Annotated in this window: 24 protein-coding genes; 8 read left to right on the top strand and 16 right to left on the bottom strand. The window is 71.8% G+C overall.

Annotation, left to right across the window (positions count from 1 at the left end):
• On the bottom strand, nt 1-52 hold a 52-nt coding region (locus ACWEF6_RS15805), incomplete at its 3' end, for a hypothetical protein (RefSeq protein WP_449683665.1).
• A gap of 49 nt (nt 53-101) precedes the next feature.
• Between ACWEF6_RS15805 and ACWEF6_RS15810 the strand changes: the two genes are divergently transcribed.
• Both ACWEF6_RS15810 and ACWEF6_RS15815 read left to right on the top strand, forming a co-directional pair.
• Nucleotides 102-1,193 (top strand): hypothetical protein, encoded by a 1,092-nt coding sequence (locus tag ACWEF6_RS15810; protein WP_449683577.1) that lies wholly within the window; start codon nt 102-104, stop codon nt 1,191-1,193.
• 151 nt (nt 1,194-1,344) lie between these two features.
• Nucleotides 1,345-1,605 carry a GlsB/YeaQ/YmgE family stress response membrane protein gene (locus ACWEF6_RS15815; RefSeq protein WP_176176806.1) on the top strand — a complete coding sequence of 87 codons (261 nt, stop codon included), beginning with the start codon at nt 1,345-1,347 and terminating at the stop codon, nt 1,603-1,605.
• A 44-nt stretch (nt 1,606-1,649) separates the two neighbouring features.
• On the opposite strand, the gene ACWEF6_RS15820 is transcribed toward ACWEF6_RS15815, so the two are convergent.
• Nucleotides 1,650-2,759 carry a S1 family peptidase gene (locus tag ACWEF6_RS15820; protein ID WP_449683578.1) on the bottom strand — a complete coding sequence of 370 codons (1,110 nt, stop codon included), beginning with the start codon at nt 2,757-2,759 and terminating at the stop codon, nt 1,650-1,652.
• A gap of 649 nt (nt 2,760-3,408) precedes the next feature.
• Here ACWEF6_RS15820 and ACWEF6_RS15825 point away from each other — a divergent pair.
• Both ACWEF6_RS15825 and ACWEF6_RS15830 read left to right on the top strand, forming a co-directional pair.
• Nucleotides 3,409-3,663 carry a hypothetical protein gene (locus ACWEF6_RS15825; RefSeq protein WP_449683579.1) on the top strand — a complete coding sequence of 85 codons (255 nt, stop codon included), beginning with the start codon at nt 3,409-3,411 and terminating at the stop codon, nt 3,661-3,663.
• 42 nt (nt 3,664-3,705) lie between these two features.
• Nucleotides 3,706-4,032 carry an ATP-binding protein gene (locus ACWEF6_RS15830; protein ID WP_449683580.1) on the top strand — a complete coding sequence of 109 codons (327 nt, stop codon included), beginning with the start codon at nt 3,706-3,708 and terminating at the stop codon, nt 4,030-4,032.
• 65 nt (nt 4,033-4,097) lie between these two features.
• Here the strand turns inward: ACWEF6_RS15830 and ACWEF6_RS15835 are convergent, their stop codons facing one another.
• The 6 genes from ACWEF6_RS15835 to ACWEF6_RS15860 form a co-directional block, all read right to left on the bottom strand.
• Nucleotides 4,098-4,715, bottom strand: a complete 618-nt coding sequence (locus ACWEF6_RS15835) for a hypothetical protein (RefSeq protein ID WP_449683581.1) — start codon at nt 4,713-4,715, stop codon at nt 4,098-4,100.
• On the bottom strand, nt 4,712-5,839 hold the full coding sequence (locus tag ACWEF6_RS15840) for a hypothetical protein (protein WP_310969969.1): 1,128 nt from the start codon (nt 5,837-5,839) through the stop codon (nt 4,712-4,714). The genes ACWEF6_RS15835 and ACWEF6_RS15840 overlap by 4 nt, the downstream gene beginning before the upstream one ends.
• Nucleotides 5,836-6,171 carry a hypothetical protein gene (locus tag ACWEF6_RS15845; RefSeq protein WP_310969968.1) on the bottom strand — a complete coding sequence of 112 codons (336 nt, stop codon included), beginning with the start codon at nt 6,169-6,171 and terminating at the stop codon, nt 5,836-5,838. Before ACWEF6_RS15845 ends, ACWEF6_RS15840 begins: the two co-directional genes overlap by 4 nt.
• 11 nt (nt 6,172-6,182) lie before the next feature.
• The gene (locus ACWEF6_RS15850) at nt 6,183-6,677 is read right to left on the bottom strand and encodes a YbaB/EbfC family nucleoid-associated protein (protein ID WP_449683582.1); all 495 of its coding nucleotides are present in this window, start codon (nt 6,675-6,677) and stop codon (nt 6,183-6,185) included.
• An 89-nt stretch (nt 6,678-6,766) separates the two neighbouring features.
• Nucleotides 6,767-7,069, bottom strand: a complete 303-nt coding sequence (locus ACWEF6_RS15855; protein ID WP_449683583.1) for a DUF1905 domain-containing protein — start codon at nt 7,067-7,069, stop codon at nt 6,767-6,769.
• Nucleotides 7,070-7,104: 35 nt separating this feature from the next.
• On the bottom strand, nt 7,105-7,671 hold the full coding sequence (locus ACWEF6_RS15860; protein ID WP_449683584.1) for a hypothetical protein: 567 nt from the start codon (nt 7,669-7,671) through the stop codon (nt 7,105-7,107).
• 175 nt (nt 7,672-7,846) lie between these two features.
• On the opposite strand from ACWEF6_RS15860, the gene ACWEF6_RS15865 reads away from it, so the two are divergent.
• The gene (locus ACWEF6_RS15865; protein ID WP_449683585.1) at nt 7,847-9,499 is read left to right on the top strand and encodes a glutamate--tRNA ligase; all 1,653 of its coding nucleotides are present in this window, start codon (nt 7,847-7,849) and stop codon (nt 9,497-9,499) included.
• Nucleotides 9,500-9,657: 158 nt separating this feature from the next.
• Here ACWEF6_RS15865 and ACWEF6_RS15870 read toward each other — a convergent pair whose 3' ends face one another.
• The 5 genes from ACWEF6_RS15870 to ACWEF6_RS15890 are packed head-to-tail and all read right to left on the bottom strand — an operon-like array spanning nt 9,658 to nt 14,394.
• Nucleotides 9,658-10,035 (bottom strand): hypothetical protein, encoded by a 378-nt coding sequence (locus ACWEF6_RS15870; protein WP_449683586.1) that lies wholly within the window; start codon nt 10,033-10,035, stop codon nt 9,658-9,660.
• Nucleotides 10,036-10,071: 36 nt separating this feature from the next.
• A complete protein-coding gene (locus ACWEF6_RS15875; protein WP_449683587.1) occupies nt 10,072-11,931 on the bottom strand; it encodes a CheR family methyltransferase in 1,860 nt (619 codons plus the stop codon).
• A gap of 11 nt (nt 11,932-11,942) precedes the next feature.
• On the bottom strand, nt 11,943-12,704 hold the full coding sequence (locus tag ACWEF6_RS15880) for an ATP-binding protein (protein ID WP_449683588.1): 762 nt from the start codon (nt 12,702-12,704) through the stop codon (nt 11,943-11,945).
• On the bottom strand, nt 12,701-13,726 hold the full coding sequence (locus ACWEF6_RS15885; protein WP_449683589.1) for a chemotaxis protein CheB: 1,026 nt from the start codon (nt 13,724-13,726) through the stop codon (nt 12,701-12,703). Before ACWEF6_RS15885 ends, ACWEF6_RS15880 begins: the two co-directional genes overlap by 4 nt.
• Nucleotides 13,727-13,764: 38 nt before the next feature.
• On the bottom strand, nt 13,765-14,394 hold the full coding sequence (locus ACWEF6_RS15890) for a chemotaxis protein CheB (protein WP_449683590.1): 630 nt from the start codon (nt 14,392-14,394) through the stop codon (nt 13,765-13,767).
• Between the two features lie 165 nt (nt 14,395-14,559).
• Here ACWEF6_RS15890 and ACWEF6_RS15895 point away from each other — a divergent pair, with 165 nt between their 5' ends.
• Nucleotides 14,560-14,952, top strand: coding sequence for a hypothetical protein (locus tag ACWEF6_RS15895; protein ID WP_449683591.1), 393 nt, complete (start codon nt 14,560-14,562; stop codon nt 14,950-14,952).
• A 9-nt stretch (nt 14,953-14,961) separates the two neighbouring features.
• On the opposite strand, the gene ACWEF6_RS15900 is transcribed toward ACWEF6_RS15895, so the two are convergent.
• Entirely contained in the window at nt 14,962-15,366 is a 405-nt protein-coding gene (locus ACWEF6_RS15900) for a ChaB family protein (RefSeq protein WP_449683592.1), read from the bottom strand.
• Nucleotides 15,367-15,570: 204 nt separating this feature from the next.
• Between ACWEF6_RS15900 and ACWEF6_RS15905 the strand changes: the two genes are divergently transcribed.
• On the top strand, nt 15,571-17,553 hold the full coding sequence (locus ACWEF6_RS15905; RefSeq protein WP_449683593.1) for an amino acid transporter: 1,983 nt from the start codon (nt 15,571-15,573) through the stop codon (nt 17,551-17,553).
• A gap of 138 nt (nt 17,554-17,691) precedes the next feature.
• Here the strand turns inward: ACWEF6_RS15905 and ACWEF6_RS15910 are convergent, their stop codons facing one another.
• Nucleotides 17,692-18,081, bottom strand: a complete 390-nt coding sequence (locus ACWEF6_RS15910; RefSeq protein ID WP_449683594.1) for a hypothetical protein — start codon at nt 18,079-18,081, stop codon at nt 17,692-17,694.
• A 216-nt stretch (nt 18,082-18,297) separates the two neighbouring features.
• Between ACWEF6_RS15910 and ACWEF6_RS15915 the strand changes: the two genes are divergently transcribed.
• Entirely contained in the window at nt 18,298-20,328 is a 2,031-nt protein-coding gene (locus tag ACWEF6_RS15915; protein WP_449683595.1) for a glycosyl hydrolase family 65 protein, read from the top strand.
• On the opposite strand, the gene ACWEF6_RS15920 is transcribed toward ACWEF6_RS15915, so the two are convergent.
• The gene (locus ACWEF6_RS15920; RefSeq protein ID WP_449683666.1) at nt 20,325-21,116 is read right to left on the bottom strand and encodes an FkbM family methyltransferase; all 792 of its coding nucleotides are present in this window, start codon (nt 21,114-21,116) and stop codon (nt 20,325-20,327) included. The two genes, ACWEF6_RS15915 and ACWEF6_RS15920, sit on opposite strands and share 4 nt — an antisense overlap.
• Nucleotides 21,117-21,133 lie beyond the last annotated feature (17 nt).

Consider the following 21,133-nt stretch of genomic DNA (forward strand, 5'->3'; position numbering starts at 1 on the left):
CCGGGTGGGTCGAGTCGGTCAGCAGCGTCGCGTAGACCTGCGTCGGCCGCATGACCAGGCGGATCTCCTCGCCCGCGAACCCGTCCAGCGCGCCGTCGACCTTGCCCGCCGACCAATACACCCTGACCGCCACCTACAACCAGTTCGACGCGGTGAACGGCGCCCTGGTGTCGAAGCTGGGCACCGCGGCCGTCCACACCGTGATGGACAACGCGAACCACGACCGCACCGCCCTGCCGTCGTCGTTCTCCGTCGCCGGGCTCGAGACCGGGTTCCGGTTCGACAGCGGCGACAACTCCGACTGCACCAACTACCCGCAGGGCATCACCACCAGCCGCGACGCCGTCGGGACGGCCAACGGCGGCAACTACGACGGGCACCAGCTCGTCGCCGTCAGCTGGTACACCAAGGACGGGTGTGACGGCGGCCAGCAGCGCAGCCGGATCACCCTGGTCGACTGGGACGCCGACTACCCGAACGCCTACCGCAAGGTCCTGCTGGTCGAGCCGACCGGCACCGCGGACGTGCCGGACTTCAAGGACATCCCGATCCACGCCGGCGGCATGTCCTGGTTCGGCGACTACCTCTACGTCGCCGACACCGGGAAGGGCATGCGCGTGTTCGACATGCGCAAGATCCTCAAGACGAACACCGGCGGCACGGCCGACCAGATCGGCCACCAGACCGGCAGCACGTATTACGCCCACAACTACGCCTACGTCCTGCCGCAGGTCGGCACGATCTCCTCGAAGACGACGTCGGGGACGAACCTCGCGTGGTCGTCGATCTCCCTCGACCGGGTGAGCAAGTCGATCGTGATGACCGAGTACACCTGCTCGTCCGGCTGCACCGACTACCCGAACCGGGCGCCGCGGGCGATCCGCTACCCGTTCGCCGCCGGCGGCACGTTCGCCGCGACGACGACGGCGAGCCAGGCGCTGCAGCTGCCCTGGTACAAGCTCAACGGCGTCGCCTCGCACAACGGCCGCTGGTGGTTCCAGTCGTCCGGTGCGAAGCAGCTCCACTACTGGAAGCCGTCGGCCGCCTCGCAGACCTTCGCCTGGGTCGGCAGCGGCGAGAGCCTTTCCTACTGGGAGGACGACACCGCCGCCGACCTGCTGTGGTCGCTGCAGGAGGGCGCGGGCAACCGCAACGTCTTCGCGGTCACGCAGGCCACCTACGGCGGTGGCTGAGCAGGCGGAAAAGGCCCGTCCGGGGACATCCCGGGCGGGCCGTTCGCCGTTGCGGTGAGATCCGGATCACGTCGGCGTGGCTCGGCGCGCCCGCGGGGCCGCTGCCTGCCATCCTGTGCCGTCAAGAGGTAGCGGACGAGAGGACAACCCCGTGGGCATCATCGCCTGGATCGTGCTGGGTCTCATCGCCGGGGTGATCGCGAAAGCCCTCATGCCGGGCAAGGACCCGGGCGGCTGCATCATCACGATCCTGCTCGGCATCGCCGGCGCGTTCGTCGGCGGCTGGATCGGCAAGACGCTGTTCCACACCCAGCTCGGCACGTTCTTCGACCTGCGCACGTGGGGCCTGGCCATCCTGGGCGCGCTGATCATCCTGGCCGGCTACCGGCTCATCTTCCACCGCCGCGACTGACGTACCGGTGGGGACGCCGGGGTGGCGCCCCCACCGGCCGCGGTTCAGTTCAGCGTGACGCCGTACGCGCTCAGCGCCTCGCCGACCGGCTGGAAGTACGAGCTCCCGCCGCCCTTGCCGGACGTGATGCCCAGGCCGACGCTGCCGGCGAACAGGCAGCCGCCGGAGTCGCCGGGGTTGACCAGCGCGTTGGTCTGGATCAGCTGGTACACCGAGCCTTCGGCGTAGTTCACCGTCACGTTGGTCCGCTGCACCGAGCCCGAGGTCAGGTGCGTGGTGCTGCCGCTCTTGCTGATCCGCTGCCCGACGGTCGCGGTGCCGGCCGAGCTGATCCGCTGGGTGGAGCCGTTCCACAGGGTGACGGCGCCGGGCGCGCTGCCGGTGGTGTTGCGGATGAGGCCGTAGTCGTTGGTGGGGAAGCTCGCCCCCTGCGACGGGCCGACGTTCCACTGCGAGACGGCGCGGGTGCAGTGCCCGGCATCGATGAGGTAGTTCTGCCCGCCGCGGTTGGTGTTGAAGCCCGCCGAGCAGCGGGTGCCGCCCCCGGTGATGGCTTCGCCGTTGTAGATGGCGGTGTGCATCTCCCCGGAGACCCGCTCCACGCGCACCCGGTCACCGAGCGAGGCGGCCGCCTTCAGCAGCGCGTCGGTGCCTTTGGCCGCGTCGGCCACGGTCAGCACGACCTGGTTGGCCTTCGGGTCGAGCCCGATGGAGGTGTGCGTCACCGCGGGCAGTGTCTGCAGGGCATCCTGCGCGCTCGCCAAGGCGGCACTGGAGTGCTTGACCACCCTCGCCTGCGCGCCGGCTTGCTTCGCCTGGTCGACGGCGGCTTGGTCGAGCACGTTGACGACAGGCCGGGCGGCGTCGTCGAGGTAGCCATCGGCGGCGCGGGCCCCGAGGGAAGCGGTGACGCGCTGCAGGGTGCCGACGCTGGTCGCTTGGGTCCGCAGCAGCGCAACGGCGGCGGATTCGCTGATCCCGGCCTCGGCGGCGAGGGAGGCAACGGCCTCCTGCTGCACGGTGGCGGAGTAGCCCTCGATGGTCTCGGCGCCGGCGGTGTTCGCGGCGGCGCTGAACCCGATGGCCGCGGCGGCGGCCACGAGGGCGGTGGCGGAGCGGGCGAGGAGGTGGTGTCCCGGGGACGTTCTGCGCATGCCGGCAACTCACTTTCGCGATCGCGGACGAAGCCGGCACCCAGGGTGGCGGCACCGGCCGAGCCGGCGTTGTGGCCGGCGGTGGATCGAGGGTGCTGCGGCGGGTCGGTGGGCGGTACCGACTTTCGTCGGATGGGACAAAAGATAGGTACCGGGCAATTCGCCCAGGAGCGGGTCGCGCAGAGCAACCGGACAGTGGGACGGCTCGGGTGGCTTTGCGGCTGATTCGGCGGCGGCTCGGCGGTCGGCTCGGCAGCTGGCGTTGCGGCTGGCGTTGCGGCTGGCGTTGCGGCCCGCTCGGCGGGCCCGGCGACTCGCTCGGCAGCTGTCGGCTCGCCCGCGGCCCGATTCCCACCCCGCTCGCCGACATTCGAACCTCACTCAAGCCGGAAACCCCTACCCGGCAATACAAACAACCCACCGAGCCGTTCCCCCGCCGCCTTCTTCGCCGCGGCGTACCGTTCGAAGACGGGCGCGGCGTGCTCGCCTCCCCCTCGGAGTGCGCCGTGTCCGCCAGCGGAGATGTTGGGACGCAGGGGTTCTTGAGCTGAGGTGAACGAGAATCCGCTGTTCGCCCGAAGGTGTTCGCCGCTTTGCGTGGCTATGCTGGACGGCGGCAAGGCTTTCGGGGTTCGGGAAGACGCGCGACATGAACGACCAGCGGCAGGTGCTCGTCCGGGCGGAGTCCCGGCGCGTCGTCGTCTCCGAGGGCGATGGGGGACCCGAGACGCTCACCTATCCGGGTGTCACGCTCACGCGCGTCATCGGCGGCGTCCCCGACGAAGGGCTCTGGCTGCCGATGGGCGAGCGCCCCAGCGAAGGCGATGACGAAGCCCTCATCGACGCCCTGCGCGCCGCCTTCCTCTGGCGGATCGGCCACCCCCTCGCCGTCCCGGAGGAGTAACCGGCGGATTCGCGGGTAGCCCTCCGGAGAAGGAGGACGCACGTGAACTGGGGCGCGGGATGGCAGGTGCTCGATGTGGCCGGAGCGGACCCCGCCGCGGTGACCTCCGCGCGCCGGTGGGCCGAGGCCCGGCTGGCGACGCTCGCCGAGGCCGATCGGGTCGATGCCGTGATCGTCATCGGGGAACTGCTGGAAAACGCCTACGTCCACGCCACCGGGCCGAGCCAGCTGCGGCTGCACCTCGCGCAGGACCCGTGCGTGGTCACCGTGGCGGTCGCCGACGCCGGCCCCGGCGAACCGCGGCTGCGGGTGCCCGGCCGCGCCGGGGGCCGGGGCCTGCTGCTCGTCGACGAACTCACCCTCGCCTAGGGCGTGCGCCACCACGACGACGGCAAGGTCGTCTGGGCCCGCCTGGCCTGCACGAGCGAAGCGGACTAGCGGCCGTTCCAGTGGACGATGTCCGGGAACTCGACGAACTTCCGCAGGTGCTGCTGCTCGGTGCGGCCCTGCACGGGCAGCCGGAAGACCGAGCCGTCCGGCCAGGTCAGCGTGCTCTTGCGGAAGCTGAGCTCCGGCGCCTGCGGCTTGCGCGCTTCCCAGACGATCCGCGGCGGCGGCGCGTCGGCCGGGTCGGTCGAGGTCGCCCCGGTGTCCACCACCGCCAGGCACGACGGCGAGCACGCCAGCCACGCGCCCCCCACGGACCGGAGGCGGTCGACCAGGTCGAGCGCCATCGCGTTCTCCGGGCCCGTGACGCCGATCACGCGCTGGAACGGCAGCCCCGGCCGTTCGCCGTGCGCCAGGGCGAAGACGCCGAACACCGCGGCGCCGATCCCGCGTAGCACGTTCCAGAAGAACCGCCGGATCAACCGCTTCCCGACGACGGTGCCGTCCCGGCGGCGGCCGGGGACGTCGTAGCCCACGTCGGTGTCGCCGAAGTGCAGCACGATGACCGGCTCGTGCCACCGGTCCCGCAGCAGTGCCTCGACGCGCTCGCGGTGCCCGGGCCGGACCCGGGTGTCCTCGGCCCAGCGATCGATGCGCTCGCTCAAATGTCGAGGTCCTTGCGCGTCTCCTCCGGGCTCCGGTCCCCGCCGATCTCGCTCTTGTCGAACCACGGCTCGTCCCCCTCCGCGGACACGGCTTCCTTGCCCTCGGCGAACGCACCCTTGCCCGCACCGATGCCGGCCTTCACCCCCGCACCGGCCAGGAACGGCTTGACCCCGGCCGAGGTGCCGAACATCGTCGTGAGCGCCCGGTTGCTCGGCTGCCAGCCCTGGGCGACCGCGCCGAAGCCGAACTTCGTCTCGCCCGGCATCACGCCGATGCGCAGCTTGCGGGCGAACACCTCGAGCTTCCCGGAGTACCGGACCAGGAACTCCATGAACTTGTCGAGCAGCTTGCCGAACTTGCCGAGGTAGCGCGTCACCTTCTGCAGCACGCTGGCCGCCTTGGCGATCGACGCCGTCATCGCGGCCGCCACCGAACCGCCGAAGCTGATCACCGACGCCGCCAGCGCCGGCAGCCACAGCGTGATCAGCCAGGACACCAGCTCGGTGATGATCCCCTTGATCACCTCTTCGATGACCACCATGACCATCGACCACATCTGCAGCACCTCGGCCACCGAACCGGCGGCCGAGCCGATGCCGCGGATGCCGGAGGAGAAGTCGCCCAGCGCTTCCTTCGCCGCGTTGCCGGCTTCATCCACCCACTCGGCCAGCGCGGTGTCGCCGGTGCGCTCGAAGTCGTCGGCCAGCGCGACGAAGCCCTGCGCGATCGTGACGAAGTTTTCCGACGCGTGGCCGATGGCCGGGCCGTCGCCGGTGACCTGGTGCAGCGCGTCCTGCAGCGGCTGGACCAGTTCGAGCAGCATGTTGAGGCCGTGGCTGACCAGCCACCCGATCGGGTCCATCGCGAAGGTGACCATGTCGGCGGCCGCGGCCCCGACGAACGCCGCGCCGTCCCCGACCAGCGCCGCCCCCGCGGAGGCCAGCTCGCCCGGGCCGTCCGCCTCCGCGGCCTGCCGGGCGTGCTCGCCGATCTTCTTGCCCGCCTTGTAGGCGGTGCCGGCCACCGGCACGAACCCGGCCGCGCGGTCGAGGTTCGCGCCCATGCTCTCGTCGTAGGCCCCGACGTCCAGCGCGTCGGCGATGCTCTTCTTCGGCTCGGTCACTCGCCCTGTCCGATCGCGTCGATTTCCGCCTCGTACCGGCCGAAGGTGACCTTCCCGGCGTCTTCGGCGCCCTGGTACATCTCCGCGGCCTTGGTCAGCTTCGTGGTGAACCCGTCCACGCCGTCCTTGAGGTCGGTGAGCAGCGAACGCAGCTCGGCGAGGCGGTCGGTGTAGCCCTGTTTGGCCCAGAGGCCGACAAGTCCCCAAGCCTCGTTCGTGACGTCGGCGGCGTCGATCTTCGCGCCGAACTTGTCCGCTTCCTGCTCGTAGAACGGCAGTTGCTTGGCGTAGGCGGAGATCGCCCCGATGTTCGTCTGGATTCCGTCTGGCATCGCGGGTTTCCCTAGGATCGGCGGAGGATGGGGCCCTGGTCGAAGTCGTCGTCGTCCCCGGCGACGGGCCGGCGGACGGGCCGCGACGGCTGCCGCGGCTGAGGGTCCGACGCAGGTTCGGCCGCCGCGGTTCCGAAGGCTTCCGCCTGGGCTTCGCGCACCTGCGCCGAGACGTCGACGCCGAACGCGTCGCCGAAGGTCTCGTCCACGATGCCGGCCTGCTGCTGCGCGGCCCCGGCCGCCGCCCGGCGGATGGTGGCCATGATCGTCGCGGCCAGCTGCCCGGCCTCGACGCGGGTGGCCCCGGCGGTGAGCCGCAGGTCGGTGATGGTCCCGCCGGCGCCCGCGGTGACGGTCACGGTGCCGTCCGGCGAAGTCACGGTGGTCTCCAGCCGGGCGATCCGCTCCTGCATGTCGCCGACGCCGGCGAAGCGGGCCTCGGCCTGCCGCACCTTGTTCTGGAAGTTCTGGAACTGGGCGAGCAGCTCGTCCATCTGGGCGGACATCGTGTCTCCCTTTGCGCGGTTCGGGGCCCTGTGCCCGCATCATGACAGATCCGTTCCGCCGCCGATCGCGTTTCGCGCCGATCGCGCGATCAGAAATCGACGAGCTCCACCGTGACGGTGCAGGTGTCCCCCACGCCGAGGCCTTCGGCGTTCCGGACGGCGCGTTTCAACGGCAGGACGTAGGCCTCGCGCGCACTGTCCGGGAAGATCGACGTCCGCCAGCTCGTGACGCCGATCGTCACCCGGACGCGCACCGAGCCGAACCCGCGCCGCGGCTCGGCGGCGAGCTCGCGGATGTCCTCCGACGCGTCGGCGGGCAGGCTGACGAACACCCAGCTCTCGGTGCGCCGGGCGTCCCATTCCCACAGCTCGGCCTCGAAGACGATGATCACCCCCGCAGTGTCACACGGGGCACCGACAATTTCCGTCAGAGGCAGGGCGGCCGGTAGCCGTCGATGCGCAGGCCGCGGAACTCCAGCTCGTTCGGCGTCTTGCCGACGAACACCAGCCCCCGCGCCTCGCGCAGCGCCGACGCGAACGAGTACGACGGCGTGCCCAGTTCCGGCAGCGACGTCCACCGGCGCGGCGAGAAGCTGAAGAACTTCGTCACCAGCCGGCCGCCCGTCGACGGCACGAGCGTCAGCCACTTGTCGCCGCCGCTCCAGTGCGAGGCCGGGCGCAGCTGGACGTAGAGATCGTCGGTCGCGCGGTAGGTCAGCAGGAATCCCGCTGACCGGGACAGGTCGGCCTGCGCCTCGAACCGGTTGCCCACCCAGACGACGGCCACGTGCCACTCGGCGTTCAGGAACGTCACCCGGGCCGCGTACCGGCGCCCCTCGGGCACGAGCAGGCTCCCGGTGGCCGGGACGGTCGTCCCTTCGCCGCTGGCCAGCCACTGCTGCAGCCGGTCGATCGACGGGGTCGCGCATTCACGGCCCGGCGCCGCGGAGGCGGCCGCCGGGGCGGTCAGCGGGAGGACGAGGAGGGCGGCCAAGGCCGAAAGCGTTCTGGCGAACGGAATCCGACGACGCATTCCCGGCAAGCTAGCACCGCGGCCTGCCGAGCACCACCTGCCCGGCCGGGGCGGCGGGCCGCACGGCTAGGCTCGTCGTCGGCGAAACCGGCCATTTTCGCCGAGGCAAGCGCACCACGACGCGGGAGAACAACCCATGCTGGACCGAGCGGTCATCGACGCACTCTTCCCTGCCGACCTGCCCGAGCCCGAGCACTGGGAGCAGCAGTACCCCGCCCGCGACCTCCCCGAAGGCGCGCTGGTCACGCGCCTGGGCCCGTCGCCGACCGGCTCCCTCCACCTCGGCGGCGTCTACGTCGGCCTGATCGACCAGGACGTCGCCCGGCGCTCCGGCGGCCGCTACCTCGTGCGCATCGAGGACACCGACCAGTCCCGCGAGGTCGAGGGCGTCCTCGAGCAGTTCGAGCGCGGCTTCTCCTACTTCCACCTCGCCGCCGACGAGGACATCGACCGCGGCGGCGGCTACGGCCCGTACCAGCAGTCGGAACGCGAGCGGATCTACCTCAGCTACGTCCGCGACCTGCTTCGCCAGGGCAAGGCCTACCTCGATTTCGCGACCAAGGACGAGCTGGCCGCCATCACCCAGCGGCAGCAGGCCACCAAGCTGCCCACCGGCTACTACGGCAGCTGGGCGATCTGGCGCGACGCCGACCCGGCCGACGTCCAGGCCAAGCTCGACGCGGGTGCCCCGTACGTCGTGCGGTTCCGCGCCCCCGATGACACGGGGGCCCGCGCCCGCTTCACCGACGCCATCCGCGGGCCGCTGGAAGCCGAGGCCAACCGCAACGACGTCGTCATCCTCAAGAGCTCCGACCAGAGCCCCCGGCTGCCGACCTACCACTTCGCGCACGCGGTCGACGACCACCTCATGCGGGTGAACCTGGTGATCCGCGGCGACGAGTGGATCTCGTCGGTCCCGGTGCACCAGCAGCTGTTCGACGCGCTCGGCTTCGAGCCGATCACCTATGCGCACATCGCGCCGCTGATGAAGCAGGAGGGCGGCAGCAAGCGCAAGCTGTCCAAGCGCAAGGACCCGGAAGCGTCGGTCGACTTCTTCATCGAGACCGGCTACCCCGCCGACGCGGTGCTGTACTACCTGCGCGGCCTCGTCAACGGCCGGCTCGCGGAAATGCCGCTGGAGCAGGCGCTGACCGAGCCGATCAACCTCGCCGAGTGCGGCGTGGCGGGCCCGCTGGTGGACCTGGTCAAGCTGGACGACATCGCGGCCGACCACATCGCGACGCTGTCCGGTGCCGAGATCCTCGAGGCCGTCCGCGGTTGGGCCGAGCGATTCGACCCCGAGCTGCGCCGGGTGCTGGACGAGGAGCCGGAGCTCGCGCTGCGCGCGCTGGCCGTCGAGCGCGAGGGGGCGGAGAACCCGCGCAAGGACCTGAAGAAGTGGAGCGAGTTCCGCGCGGTCTACGGCTTCTTCTTCCCGCAGCTGCACGCGGCGGTCACCGGCCCCGAGGACGAGCGCATCGCGGCCCTGGGCGTCGACCCGGCGGTCGTCCGGGCGGTGGCCGGCGACTTCGCGGCGGACTACCGCCAGCTCGACGACGGCCAGGAGTGGTTCGACCAGATCCGCACGGTCGCGGCCAAGCACGGCTTCGCCCGCAACGCCAAGGAGTTCAAGAAGAACCCGGAGGGCTACCCGGGTTCGATCCGCGAGGCTTCGCAGATCATCCGCATCGCCCTGACCGGCTCGACGCGCAGCCCGGACCTGCACGCGATCACCCAGGCCCTGGGTGAGGCCGAGGTCCTCGGCCGCATCGCGGCGCTGACCAAGTAACGGCGGCGGGGCTCCGGCGGCGCTTGTCGCCGGAGCCCAGGCCACGCCGATCGGGTGCTGGAGCCCTCGCCGGCCTTCCCACTTCCCCGGCCCGGCCCCGAAGTCACGTACGCCGCCAAGCGACCTCGCTCGGCCGGATCGCCCCCACCAAGCCGGCTTCAGGCCCCGGAACCTGCGTCGTCCTCGAACGGGCGGAACGCGAACCGCACCACGCTCGGCACCCGGCTCCCGCTGTCCGCCACCGCGGCGATCAGCCCCGCCGCGTCCTCACCGTCCAGCCGGGCCAGCAGGCGGGCGAGCGCTTCCGGCGCCCCCACCGGCTCGGCCGGCGTCTGGATCAGCGTGCGGTGGAGGATGCCGATGTCCCACCCGTCGCCGCTGCCGCTGCCCGCCGCCGTGCGGATCGTGGCGTCGAGCAGCCAGCGCGGTGGCTTTCCGGTCAGTGCCGGTGTCGCGTGCGCTGTCAGGCCGACGACCTGGTCGGCCCTGAGCAGGCCGTCGCTGAGGGTCGCGAGCCACACCTTGGTCAACCCCATGGATCAACGGATAGCACCCGGCGGGCGCCGCCGCAATCACTCGGGTTGCTCGGACTTCGTCTCCTCCATCATCAGCAGCGCACCGTGGCTCTCGCCGTTCGGGGTGCGCAGCGGGCTGCACAGCAGGCGGACGACCGCCGCGCGGCCGCGGCGGTTGATCGCGTCGAGCATCAGCTCGCCGTAGTACGTCGCGTCCGACAGGGCTTCGCGGACGACCGGGCGAATGTCGGCGACCGGGAGGCCGATGTCCAGGTTCAGCAGGTGGGTGCCTTCGGCCTCCTCGCGCCGCACGCCCCAGAGGTCCTCGGCGCCGCGGTTCCACGCCTTGATCCGCATCTCGGCGTCGATGACGACGATGCCGGCCCGGATCGAGGTGAGCACCGATTCGAGGAACTCGTTCACCTCGTCGAGGTCGAGGCTGCGCTCGCGCAGGGCGTCGTTGATCGTCTGCAGCTCGTCGTTGGTGGACTGCAGCTCTTCGTTCATCGTCTCCAGTTCCTCGTTGGTGGACTGGAGTTCCTCGTTGGTCGTCTCCAGTTCTTCCACGGTGGACTGGAGTTCCTCGTTGGTGGTCTCGAGCTCTTCGTTGGTCGACTGGAGTTCCTCGTAGGCCGACTCCAGCTGCCGGTTGGTGTGCTCCAGCTCGGTGAGCAGCTGGCGCGCCCAGCTCACGTCGTGGAACACCACCGAGACGCCGAGCAGCGTTTTGTCCTTGTTCACCAGCGGGTTGACGTGCACCTCGTACCAGACGGTCTCGCCGGCCCGGCGCCACTCGACGTCCTTGATCCGCAGCGACCGGCGTTCCAGCCGGGCCTGCTCGACGTACGCACGCAGCGCCACCGGGCGGTAGGAGACGTCGAGATCGCGCAACGGCCGCCCGATGTCGCGTTCGGACAGTCCGAACGCGACTTCCGCCTGCGCGTTGATCAGCGCCGTGGTCTCGCCCTCGGTGAAGACGATCTGCGCGACCGGGCTCGCCGAGAAGGCGTGCTCACGCAGTTCCTCCAGGCCGGAGATGTCCTGCGTGCGCCGCTGCGGGAAGCTGTGGGACACGAAGTGGTTGAAGCTCACGGGCGCGTTGACGGCCTTGCGGAAGACCCGGCGCTTGAGGTCCACCGGCTCGAAGATCCTGGTGTGGGACAACAGCATCTCGGCCTTGCCGAGGAACAGCACACCGCGGGGCGCGAGGGCGAAGTGGAACCGTTCCAGGATCTTGGTCTGGGTCTCGGCGTTGAAGTACATCAGCGTGTTGCGGCAGACCAGCAGGTCGATCCGCGAGATCGGGGCGTCCTGCACCAGGTCGTTGCGGCCGAAGATCACCGACCGGCGCAGGTCCTTGCGGAAGCAGTACCGGCTGCCCTGCAGCTCGAAGAACTGCTCCAGCTGCGCCTCGCTGAGCCCTTCGACCTCCGCCGGGGTGTAGGCCGCGTGCCGGGCCTGCGCCAGTGCCTCGTCGTCGACGTCGGTGGCGTAGATCTTCACCCGCTGCCGGAACGCCTCGACGCCGAGGGTGTCGGCGAAGAGCATCGCGAGGCTGTAGGCCTCCTGGCCGGCCGCGCAGCCGGCGCTCCACACGCGGATCGGCTCTTCGGGACTGCGCTCGGCCAGCAGGGCCGGCAGCACGTGCTCCCGCAGGTGGTCCCACGCGTCCGGATCGCGGAAGAACCCGGTCACGTTGATCAGGATCGTGTTGAACAGTGCGACGAACTCGTCGGCGTTGACCTGGAGCTGGTCGATGTAGTCCGCGTAGCTGTCGATCTCGACCTGGCTCATCCGGCGGCGGACCCGGCGCATCAGGCTGCTCCGCTTGTACCCGGTGAAGTCGAAGCCCCTCGACTCCTTGAGGTAGGTGAGCACGGACTCGAACTCGCCGTTGGGTTCCTTGGGCTCGGTCACGGTCCGACACGCTACCCGGCCGGACGGTCACCGGTGGTGCGGGCACTCGGAACCAGCACGGCCCAGACGACCTTGCCCCCGGCCCACGACCGGCTGCAGCCCCACGAACGGGCGACCTGCGCGACCAGCTTCAGTCCCATGCCCGGTTCGAACGGGGACAGCCGTTCGAGCAGCATGGCCGGCCGGGTGTCCTGGTCGGCCACGGCCACCGTGCACACCCCGCGGCGCAGGTCGAGCCGCAGCTTCGGTTCGGAAGCGGTGTGCCGCAGGACGTTCTCGACCAGCTCGGTGGCGATCAGGCGGGCGTCCTCGGCGAGCTCGGCCACCTCCCACTCGAGCAACCGGCGCGTCACGAACTCGCGGACGTGCGCCGACGTGCTTTCGGCGCGGGAAAAGGTGCGTTCACTCCGGCGGCGCACCGGGTGGTCCAGTGCCGCGATCGCCGCCGCCAGGCCGGCGCGGACCGGGACGTAGCGGTCGACCACGTGCCGAATCAGCAGCACCCGCTGCCCCGCCTCGGCGACGATCGTGAACGGGATGCCCGGCCAGTCGCCGATCCGCATGGCGACCAGGGAGAACACGCTCACCAGCGAGGAGTCGGCGATGGCCAGCTCGCCGATGTCGGCCACCAGGCCGTCCGGCGCGTCGGTGGCGATCTTGAGCAGGCCGTCGCGCAGGACGGGGTACGAGCCGAGGTTCAGTTCACCGCTGACCTGAACGACGGTCGCCTCTTCGCGGCGGCCGACGGTCAGGTGGACGGGGGTGTGGCTCATGGTGCCGCCGTTTCCTCCCCGGCGCCGTCGGTCGTCTCGAGCAGGAACCGGCGCAGGGTCTCCGCGGCTTGCGCGGCTTCCCTGGCCGACGCCGCGTAACGGTCCGAGAGCCCGCCCGGGTGCCGTCCGGAGAGCTGGGCGGCCAGCTTCCGGGACAGGCCCGCCTTTTCGTCGAGCGCGCGCAACGCCTTCTGCAACGCGAACCGGAACTCGCCGTCGTGGGCCGCGAGCAGGGCCTGCGCCGACCAGGCGTGCCCGATCCGGCAGCGGTACCGGCCGAGGTCGACCTCGGTGAGCGAGCCCTGGCAGTCCGGGCAGGTGTACCCCGATGCGTCGTCCCGTTCGGCGTCCGGGAGCGCGCCGGCGCGGACCGCTTCGCGGGCGATCCGGTCCTCCAGCAGCAGGGACACCGGGGGCGGCGGGAGCTCGGCCGCCTCGACCGGCATCCGGACCAGCTTGTCGAGCAGCGCGCCGAGCTCGCCGGCCCGCACCACGTGCTCGGTGTCCACCTGAGCCAGCGCGTTCTCCGGCATGCCGCTGTACAGCGCGTCGGCCGGGTCCTGGACGACGGCGACGCCGCCCCGGTCCACGATCGCGCGCAGCCCGGCCGCGCCGTCGTCCAGCACGCCCGAGAGCACGACGCCGACGGCCCTCGGACCGCCGGTCAGGGCAGCCGACCGGAAGGTCGCGTTGATCGCCGGGCGGTGCCCGTTCTCGGTCGGCCCCTGGGTCAGGACGAGAATCCCGTCGCCGGTGAGCAGGTGCCGGTCCGGGCGCGCGACGGAGACGGTGCCCGGCTCGATCGGTGCGCCGTGGCGCGCTTCCCGGGCCGGCAGCGGGCCCGCTCTGTCGAGGATGCGGGCCAGCGCACTCTGCGTCCCGGCGGACAGGTGCATGGTGATCAGCACCGCGGCGGGGAAGTCCGGCGGCAGCGCCGACACCACCGTGCGCAGCGCCTCGACCCCGCCGGCCGACGCACCGACGACCACGAGGTCACGCCGGAAGGGTGGCACCGCGCCCACCTCCTCACTGTGGAGCTCACGGTAGTGGAGACCGTTCACTACACCGGGTAGCCCCCACCGTCCGGGCTAAACACCCGGTCGCTCGCCGACCAGACGTGGGCGAGCACGGCGGCGGCGATCCCGGGCAGCGGCAGGACGGCGTGGACCAGGCCGGTGCGGATGGCGGCGCCGGGCATGCCGAAGTGCGCGGACGTCGCCTCGTCCTGGGCGAACACGGTGCCGCCGCAGCGGGCGACGGCACGGATCCCGGCCTGGGCGTCGGTGCCCTTGCCGGTCAGGACCACGGCCAGTGCCCGGGGGCCGCAGGTCACGGCGAGGGTGGCCAGCAGCAGGTCCGCCGACGGCCGCGCCGGCGGCAGGGCACCGGCGTCCACCAGCACGACCCGCGATTCCGGCGCCAGCAGCAGGTGCCGGCCCGCCGGGACGACCAGGGCCACGCCGGGAACGAGCTCGTCGCCGTCGCCGGCTTCGGCCACCCGGAGTGCGGTGCGCTCGGCCAGGATCGACGTCAGGTGGCTCGCCCGCAACGGGTCGAGGTGCTGAGCGACGAGCACCGCCGCCGGGAAGCCCGCGGGCAGCGGGCCGAGCACCCGCGCGAAGGCGTCCAGGCCGCCGGCCGAAGCGACCAGGGCCACGACCGGGAACCGCGCCGGACGGCCGGTGGTCACCGGTGCTCACCGCCGACGACGACCGGCGAAATCCGCCACGCTGCTGGACGGCTCCGCACGCCTTCGATCGTGTCACGGAACCGCCCCGGCAACCAGCGGTCCGTTGTTCACGCGGACGTGAGATGCTCGACCGCGCAGGCAGGCCGAAGGCGGGAGGCGCAGCGGGTGACCACCTGGATCGACGTGATCAACTTTGTCCGGACGCGGTACGAGGTCCTCGAGGAGTCGGAGGGCTGGCTGCGGTTCCGGCTGGAGGGCCCGCGGGACCGGACGCAGCAGGTGACGGTGCATCACCTCGCGGAGCTCGACGGCGGCTCGTGGATCGAACTGTCCTCCCCGGTCGGCTGGGCCGACCAGGTCGACCTGCGCCGGTTCCTCGAGCTGGCGGGCGGCTCGGCCGTCGGCGGTGCGGCGGTGGTCGACGGCGTCGCGCTGCTCAAGCACACCGTGCCGCTGGAGGACCTCAGCATCCAGGAGGAGTTCGAGCGCCCGCTCAAGGCGGTCGTCGCCCGCGCGGACGCCTTCGAGCACGAGCTCACCGGCACCGACGAGTTCTGACCGGGCACCTCACCCGGCCCGCCGGGCCCGGTCGGTGCGCCGGCGGTTCTCCTTTTCCAGGGCGGCGACGAGCTCGTCCTTGGACATCCGCGACCGGCCGGGGATGCCGAGCTGCTTGGCGCGCTCGTAGAGGTGCTGCCGGCTCGCGGTGGCGTTGACGCCACCGTGGGTCGGCTTCTCGGGCTGCCCGGCGCCCCGGGCGGCCTGCTCGTCCGATGGCCCGCGCTCCGGCTTGGGTTCCCAGTGGTCGCCGACCTTCTCGAAGGTGTGCTTCAAGGCCGAGTAGGCGGTCTGCTGGGCCCGCCGGCCGGGGCCGTAGGTGGCCAGGGCGGAGTCGTGCGCGGCCACCCAGGTGTCCTGGGCCTTGCGCGGCGACCGCAGCAACGTGCTGGGCAAGTCTTCACGTCCGGGCATGTCGCCTCGGCTACCCGCCGTCGCGGCCCGGGAAACGGCGACCGCCGTGTCGACCCTCAAATCACGCGCTAGGCCCCTTCGATCACGCGAGGCCCCTACCGTCCGAAGAGGACCGCCGGTCCGGAGCCTCCCGTGCGCCGTCGCCGCGGGGTCGGGCATGCTGAGCACCACGGTTTTGCGGGGACGAGGGGACGAGAGGGCGAAATGGGTGCTTCACCCGATTTGACCATACCGGCGAGCGTCGACAGCCCGGCACCGCCGCAGCCGCCCTCCTCGCCCGTGGCGCGGTGGCTGCTGGAGCACCGCGTCGCGCCGGTCGGCCGCGCGGGCGGCGAGGACCACGGCACGCCGCAGGCGTGGTGGAAGGTCATGTGCCTGACCGGCGTCGACTACTTCTCCACCCTCTCCTACCTGCCCGGCATCGCCGCGCTCGCCGCCGGGGCGCTCTCGCCGCTGGCGACCCTGCTGATCGTCGCGCTGACGCTGCTCGGGATGCTGCCGATGTACCGCCGGGTGGCCCGCGAAAGCCCGCACGGCCAGGGCTCGGTCGCGATGCTGGAGAACCTGCTGCCGTTCTGGCGCGGGAAGCTCTTCGTCCTCACCCTGCTCGGGTTCGTCGCGACGTCGTGGATCATCACGATCACGCTGTCGTCGGCGGACGCCACCGTGCACCTGTTGGAGAACCCGTACCTGCCGGGCTTCCTGCACGGCCACGCGGTGCTGATCACCGTCGTGCTGCTGCTCATCCTCGGCGGGGTGTTCCTGCTCGGGTTCAGCGAGGCCGTCGGGGTCGCCATCCCGCTCGTCGCCGTCTTCCTGCTGCTCAACGCCGTGGTGACGGTCGCGGGCGTGATCGACCTGCTCGGCGATCCGGCTGCCCTCTCCCACTGGGCCGACGCGCTCACCGCCGGCGGTGGCGGGTTCGCCGGCGTCATCGGCCCGGCCGTCATCGCCTTCCCGATGCTGGTGCTGGGGCTGTCCGGGTTCGAGACCGGCGTGAGCATGATGCCGCTGGTCGCGGCCGACGGGAAGAACGCCGAGGAGAAGCTGGAATCCCGGATCCGCAACACGCGCAAGCTGCTGACGGCCGCCGCGCTCATCATGTCGGTGTTCCTGATCGCCACCAGCTTCGTCACCACGGTGCTGATCCCGGCCGACGCCTTCAAGGAGGGCGGCGAGGCCAACGGCCGCGCCATGGCCTACCTGGCCCACCGCGAACTCGGCGAGCTCTTCGGGACCGTCTACGACGTCGGCAGCGTGCTGATCCTGTGGTTCGCCGGGGCCTCGGCGATGGCCGGGCTGATCAACATCGTCCCGCGGTACCTGCCCTCGTACGGCATGGCGCCGGAGTGGGGCCGCGCCGTCCGGCCGGTGGTCGTCGTCTACACGGTGATCAGCATCCTCATCACCATCGCGTTCGGCGCCGACGTCAACGCCCAGGCCGGCGCCTACGCGACCGGCATCCTGGCGATGATGGTCTCCGGCGCGGTCGCGGTCAGCATCTCGGCGATCCGGCGCCGCCAGCGCGGCGCGGCCGCCGGCTTCGTCGTCCTGACGCTCGTGCTGCTGTACGCCCTCGTCGAAAACGTCATCGAAAAGCCGGACGGGATCGCCATCTCGGCCCTGTTCATCCTCGGGATCATCGTCGTTTCGCTGGTGTCCCGCGTGTCGCGGACGACGGAACTGCGCGCCGACCGCATCGAGTTCGACGAGGAGGCCCGCCGGTTCATCGCCGGCTCACTGGCCCACGACGGCGCCCTGAACATCGTCGCCAACAAGCGCCAGGGCGGTGACCACGCCGAGTATTCGGCGAAGGAGGCCGAGCAGCGCGGGATGAACCCGGTGCCGGGCGCCGCCGACATCCTGTTCCTGGAGATCGACGTGGTGGACCCGTCGGAGTTCAGCAACGTGCTCGAGGTGCGCGGCGTGGAGATCGACGGCTACCGGATCCTCCGCGCGAACAGCCCCGCGGCCCCCAACGCGATCGCGGCGATCCTGCTCACCCTGCGCGACGTGACGGGTGTCCGGCCCCGGTGTTATTTCGAGTGGTCGGAGGGCAACCCGCTCGGCCACCTGTTCCGCTACCTGCTCCTCGGTCGCGGCGACACGGCCCCGGTGGTGCGGGAGATCATCCGCAGCGCGGAGAAGGACCCGGCCCGCCGCCCGGGCATCCACGTCGGCGGTTGACGACCGGCTCCGCTCACGGCTGTTCCGGGCCGTGTCGACCCTTCGATCACGCGAGCCGAAGGGGTGACCGGCCGTTCGCGGAGAACCGGGGGCCGATCCGAACCGCCGGACGTCACCCCGCGGCGAGGCGAGGGGCGTTCACCGCCAGCCGTCACCGCCGGCGGGCGGCGGACCTGCCCGCCGCACCGGTGCGCGAGCCGGCGCCCGGGCGGGGCCGCGGCCGTCCTGGGGGCGGGGTGCGCGAGCCGGCGCGCGGCCTGGCGTGCGCGCGGGTCCGCGGGCCGGCGGCGGGGCCGCCGGGCGGGGTGCGCGGGCCGGGCGCTCGTCCCGCGGGGCCGGCCGGGGCCGGTTGACCCAGGAGTCGAACAGCAGGATCAGGCCGGCGAACACCGCGAAGCCGATGCCGAGCGCGATGTGGACGAGCGCGCCGAGGATGCCGGCGACGAGCAGCACCGGCAGCACCGCCATCAGGCAGAACGGGTCGATGCGGCCGAATTTCGGGCGCGACGGCCCTTCTCGGGGACTCACCGTGCGGTCTCCGGGTTCCTGCGCGCCATTCCAGCAGTATGCAACGGCGGAGCCCGGCGCTGCCACCTGGCCGGGTCGCCGCGCCGATCATGATCACTCGCGGTGATCGGGTCGACCGTCGCCGTGGTGGACAGAAACGGACAGGATCCGGGCGCATCCGGAGAGAGACCGTCCCTTCCGTGGTGCAATGGCGCCCGGCCGGAAGGGGTACAGGTCATGAACTTCCCGCAGCGGATCGGCGCCACGCTCCTGGCCTTGGTGACGGCGTGCGGCGCGCTCGCCGGCGCCGCCCCGGCCACGGCAAGCCCGGCACCGCCCTCGCTCGCGTTCGCCAACCCGGACAGCCAGTCGCTGTTCGGCACCGCCTACGCCGCCGCACTGCAGAACCTGTTGCGCACCAACACGATTGGGTACGACACCCGGTACGACCGGAGCGGCCTGCTGGACCCGGCGACCGGCATCGTCCGCGCGGGCGGCGGCTACGACCAGCCGTGGACGCGCGACGCGTCGATCAACAGCTGGAACGCCACCAGCCTGCTCGACCCGGCGCTGGCGGAGAACACCCTGTGGGCGGTGGTCGACAAGGACGCCGGCGGCGCCCTGCGCGTGCAGCAGGACGACCAGCAGTGGGACCAGGTGGTCTGGGTCACCGCCGCCTGGCACCACTACCTCGTCACCGGCGACCGGACGTTCCTCGGCAACGCCTACCGGACCGCGGCGACCACCCTGACGATCCGCGAACACGCCACGACGGCCGGGTTCAACCCGGCCTACGGCCTGTTCACCGGCGCGTCCTTCTTCAACGACGGCATCGCCGGCTACCCCGCGCCGCCCGCCGACGCGACCGAGTCGGTCAGCACCGGGAGCATGCCGTGGCCCGGCGTCGCGACCGGGATGTACCTGAGCACGAACGAGCTCTCCTACGCCGCCTACGTCAACGCCGCGAACATGGCCGGGAAGCTGGGCCGTCCGGCGGCGGAGGTCGCCGCCCTCCGGAGCAAGGCCGCGGCGCTGCGGGCGGCGATCAACCGGAACTTCTGGAACCCGGCCACCGGGCTGTACGACTACCAGCTGCTCGCCGACGGCTCCCGCGGCGCCTTCCAGGAAGGCACCGGGTTGGCGTTCGCGCTGATCTTCGGCATCGCGAACCCGGCGCAGGCGCGGTCGATCCTCGCCCGGGCCCGGGAGCTGCCGTGGGGCATGCCCGACACCTTCCCGCACTGGGCGCGCTACAGCGACGCGCAGCCCGGCCGGCACAACGCGATCGTCTGGCCGCTCGTGCTGGGCCTGTGGGCGAAAGCCCTGGCCGGGCAGGGCGAGCAGAACGCCTTCGCGGCGGAGACCGCGCGGCTGGCCAAGCTGGCCGGCGGCAACAGCGGCTTCTGGGAGATCCACAACGGCACCACCGGGGTCGTCGACGGCGGCTGGCAGCGGCTGGGCGACACGGTGAAGTTCCACTGGGGGTCCGAACCGGACCAGACGTGGTCGGCCACGGCGTTCCTCGACATGATCCACACCGGCCTGTTCGGGCTGACGTTCACCGACCGCGGCCTGTCCTTCGCGCCGCACCTCCCGGCGGGCTGGGGTGAGGTCACCCTGCGGAACCTGCGCTACCGCGGCGCGAACCTCACCATCGCCCTGCGCGGCGCGGGCAGCACGATCGCCTCCTTCGCCGTAGACGGCCGGGCCGCCCCGGCCGCGATCCCGGGCACGCTCACCGGCGACCACACGATCACCATCACCCTGACCGGGGCGCCCGCCGGCGACCGGGACGGCGACGGCGTGCCCGACGACCGCGACCGCTGCGCCGACACCGCGGGCACCGCCGCCCTGACCGGCTGCCCCGACCCGGCGCACCTCGAAGCCGAAGACGCCCGCAACACCGGCGGCGTGAAGACGAACGTCAACCACACCGGCTACTCGGGCCGCGCGTTCCTCGACGGCCTCTGGGCGCAGGGCGCGTCGACGTCGTTCACCGTGCACCGCGCCACGACGGCACCGGAACGCGCCGCGTTCACCGTGCGGTACGCCAACGCCAACAACGACACCCGGACGATGACGCTGTCGGTGGACGGGCAGCCGGTCCGGCAGGTCGGCTTCCCGAAGGTGTCCGACAGCTGGGACGCCTGGGGCACCACGACCTTCGCCGACGTCCCGCTCAGCGGCCGGGACCCGGTGGTGACCCTGTCCTACGCCCCGGGCGACACCGGCGCGATCAACCTGGACTGGCTCGAACTCCGCCGTTAACGGACCGCGAACACCATCCCGATGTCGGCGGCCTCCTGCACGGGGTCCTGCACGGCCTCGACGGTGAACCCGCGCGCGGCGAAGACGTCGCGGACGGTGTCGCGGTGCCGGCGCCACCCTTCGACCTCGACGACGGCCTGCCGGACCAGCGGCCAGTGCCGGTCCTCCAGGCCGCGCAGGACGTCGAGCTCGGCGCCCTCGACGTCGACCTTCAGCAGGTCGACGCGCTCGATGCCCAGCTCGTCGAGCACCGCCGAGAGCGGCCGGACGCGCACGCGGTGGGTTTCGAGTTCCCGCATCACCCGCAGCTTGCGCCCGACGATCCCCCGCAGGATCGGCGCCGGCACGCGGCGCAGCCCGGCGCCCAGCCCGCCGCGCCGGATCATCTCGACGACGCTGGCGGTGACCCGCTTCCGCTCGTCCTCGACGTTCGCGGCGTCGCGCCACGACGAGGAGAAGATGGTCGCCGCCGGGAAGTAGCTGAAGTCGAGCTCGTCCTCGGCGGCGGCCAGCCCGTAAGGCAGCGCTTTCAGCCGGCCGCCGAAGAAGTCACGGCCGTTGCGCTCCAGCGTCGCGTGCAGGGGCGGGAGCGGCTCGAAGGCGAAGATCCGCACGTCGCCGTCCAGCCGTTCGTAGACGGCGGCGGAGAAGACGCCGACGTTGGCGCCGACGTCGAGGACGGTCGCACCGGGGGCGAGCCCGACACCGTGGGCGAAGTAGGCGCCGACCTCCTCGCGCAGGAAGGACACCTCCCACGGGTTGATGCTGTGGAGGTCGATCGTGTCCATGGTCACGCGCAGAGGCT

This window comes from Amycolatopsis sp. NPDC004772, assembly GCF_053601215.1.

Excerpts from the sequence above, each read along its gene's own strand:
- ACWEF6_RS15900 (WP_449683592.1), bottom strand. The coding sequence starts at position 15,366 with ATGCCCGGACGTGAAGACTTGCCCAGCACGTTGCTGCGGTCGCCGCGC.
- ACWEF6_RS15865 (WP_449683585.1), top strand. The coding sequence starts at position 7,847 with ATGCTGGACCGAGCGGTCATCGACGCACTCTTCCCTGCCGACCTGCCC.
- ACWEF6_RS15880 (WP_449683588.1), bottom strand. The coding sequence starts at position 12,704 with ATGAGCCACACCCCCGTCCACCTGACCGTCGGCCGCCGCGAAGAGGCG.
- ACWEF6_RS15850 (WP_449683582.1), bottom strand. The coding sequence starts at position 6,677 with ATGTCCGCCCAGATGGACGAGCTGCTCGCCCAGTTCCAGAACTTCCAG.
- ACWEF6_RS15905 (WP_449683593.1), top strand. The coding sequence starts at position 15,571 with ATGGGTGCTTCACCCGATTTGACCATACCGGCGAGCGTCGACAGCCCG.
- ACWEF6_RS15825 (WP_449683579.1), top strand. The coding sequence starts at position 3,409 with ATGAACGACCAGCGGCAGGTGCTCGTCCGGGCGGAGTCCCGGCGCGTC.
- ACWEF6_RS15920 (WP_449683666.1), bottom strand. The coding sequence starts at position 21,116 with ATGGACACGATCGACCTCCACAGCATCAACCCGTGGGAGGTGTCCTTC.
- ACWEF6_RS15870 (WP_449683586.1), bottom strand. The coding sequence starts at position 10,035 with ATGGGGTTGACCAAGGTGTGGCTCGCGACCCTCAGCGACGGCCTGCTC.
- ACWEF6_RS15915 (WP_449683595.1), top strand. The coding sequence starts at position 18,298 with ATGAACTTCCCGCAGCGGATCGGCGCCACGCTCCTGGCCTTGGTGACG.
- ACWEF6_RS15845 (WP_310969968.1), bottom strand. The coding sequence starts at position 6,171 with ATGCCAGACGGAATCCAGACGAACATCGGGGCGATCTCCGCCTACGCC.
- ACWEF6_RS15820 (WP_449683578.1), bottom strand. The coding sequence starts at position 2,759 with ATGCGCAGAACGTCCCCGGGACACCACCTCCTCGCCCGCTCCGCCACC.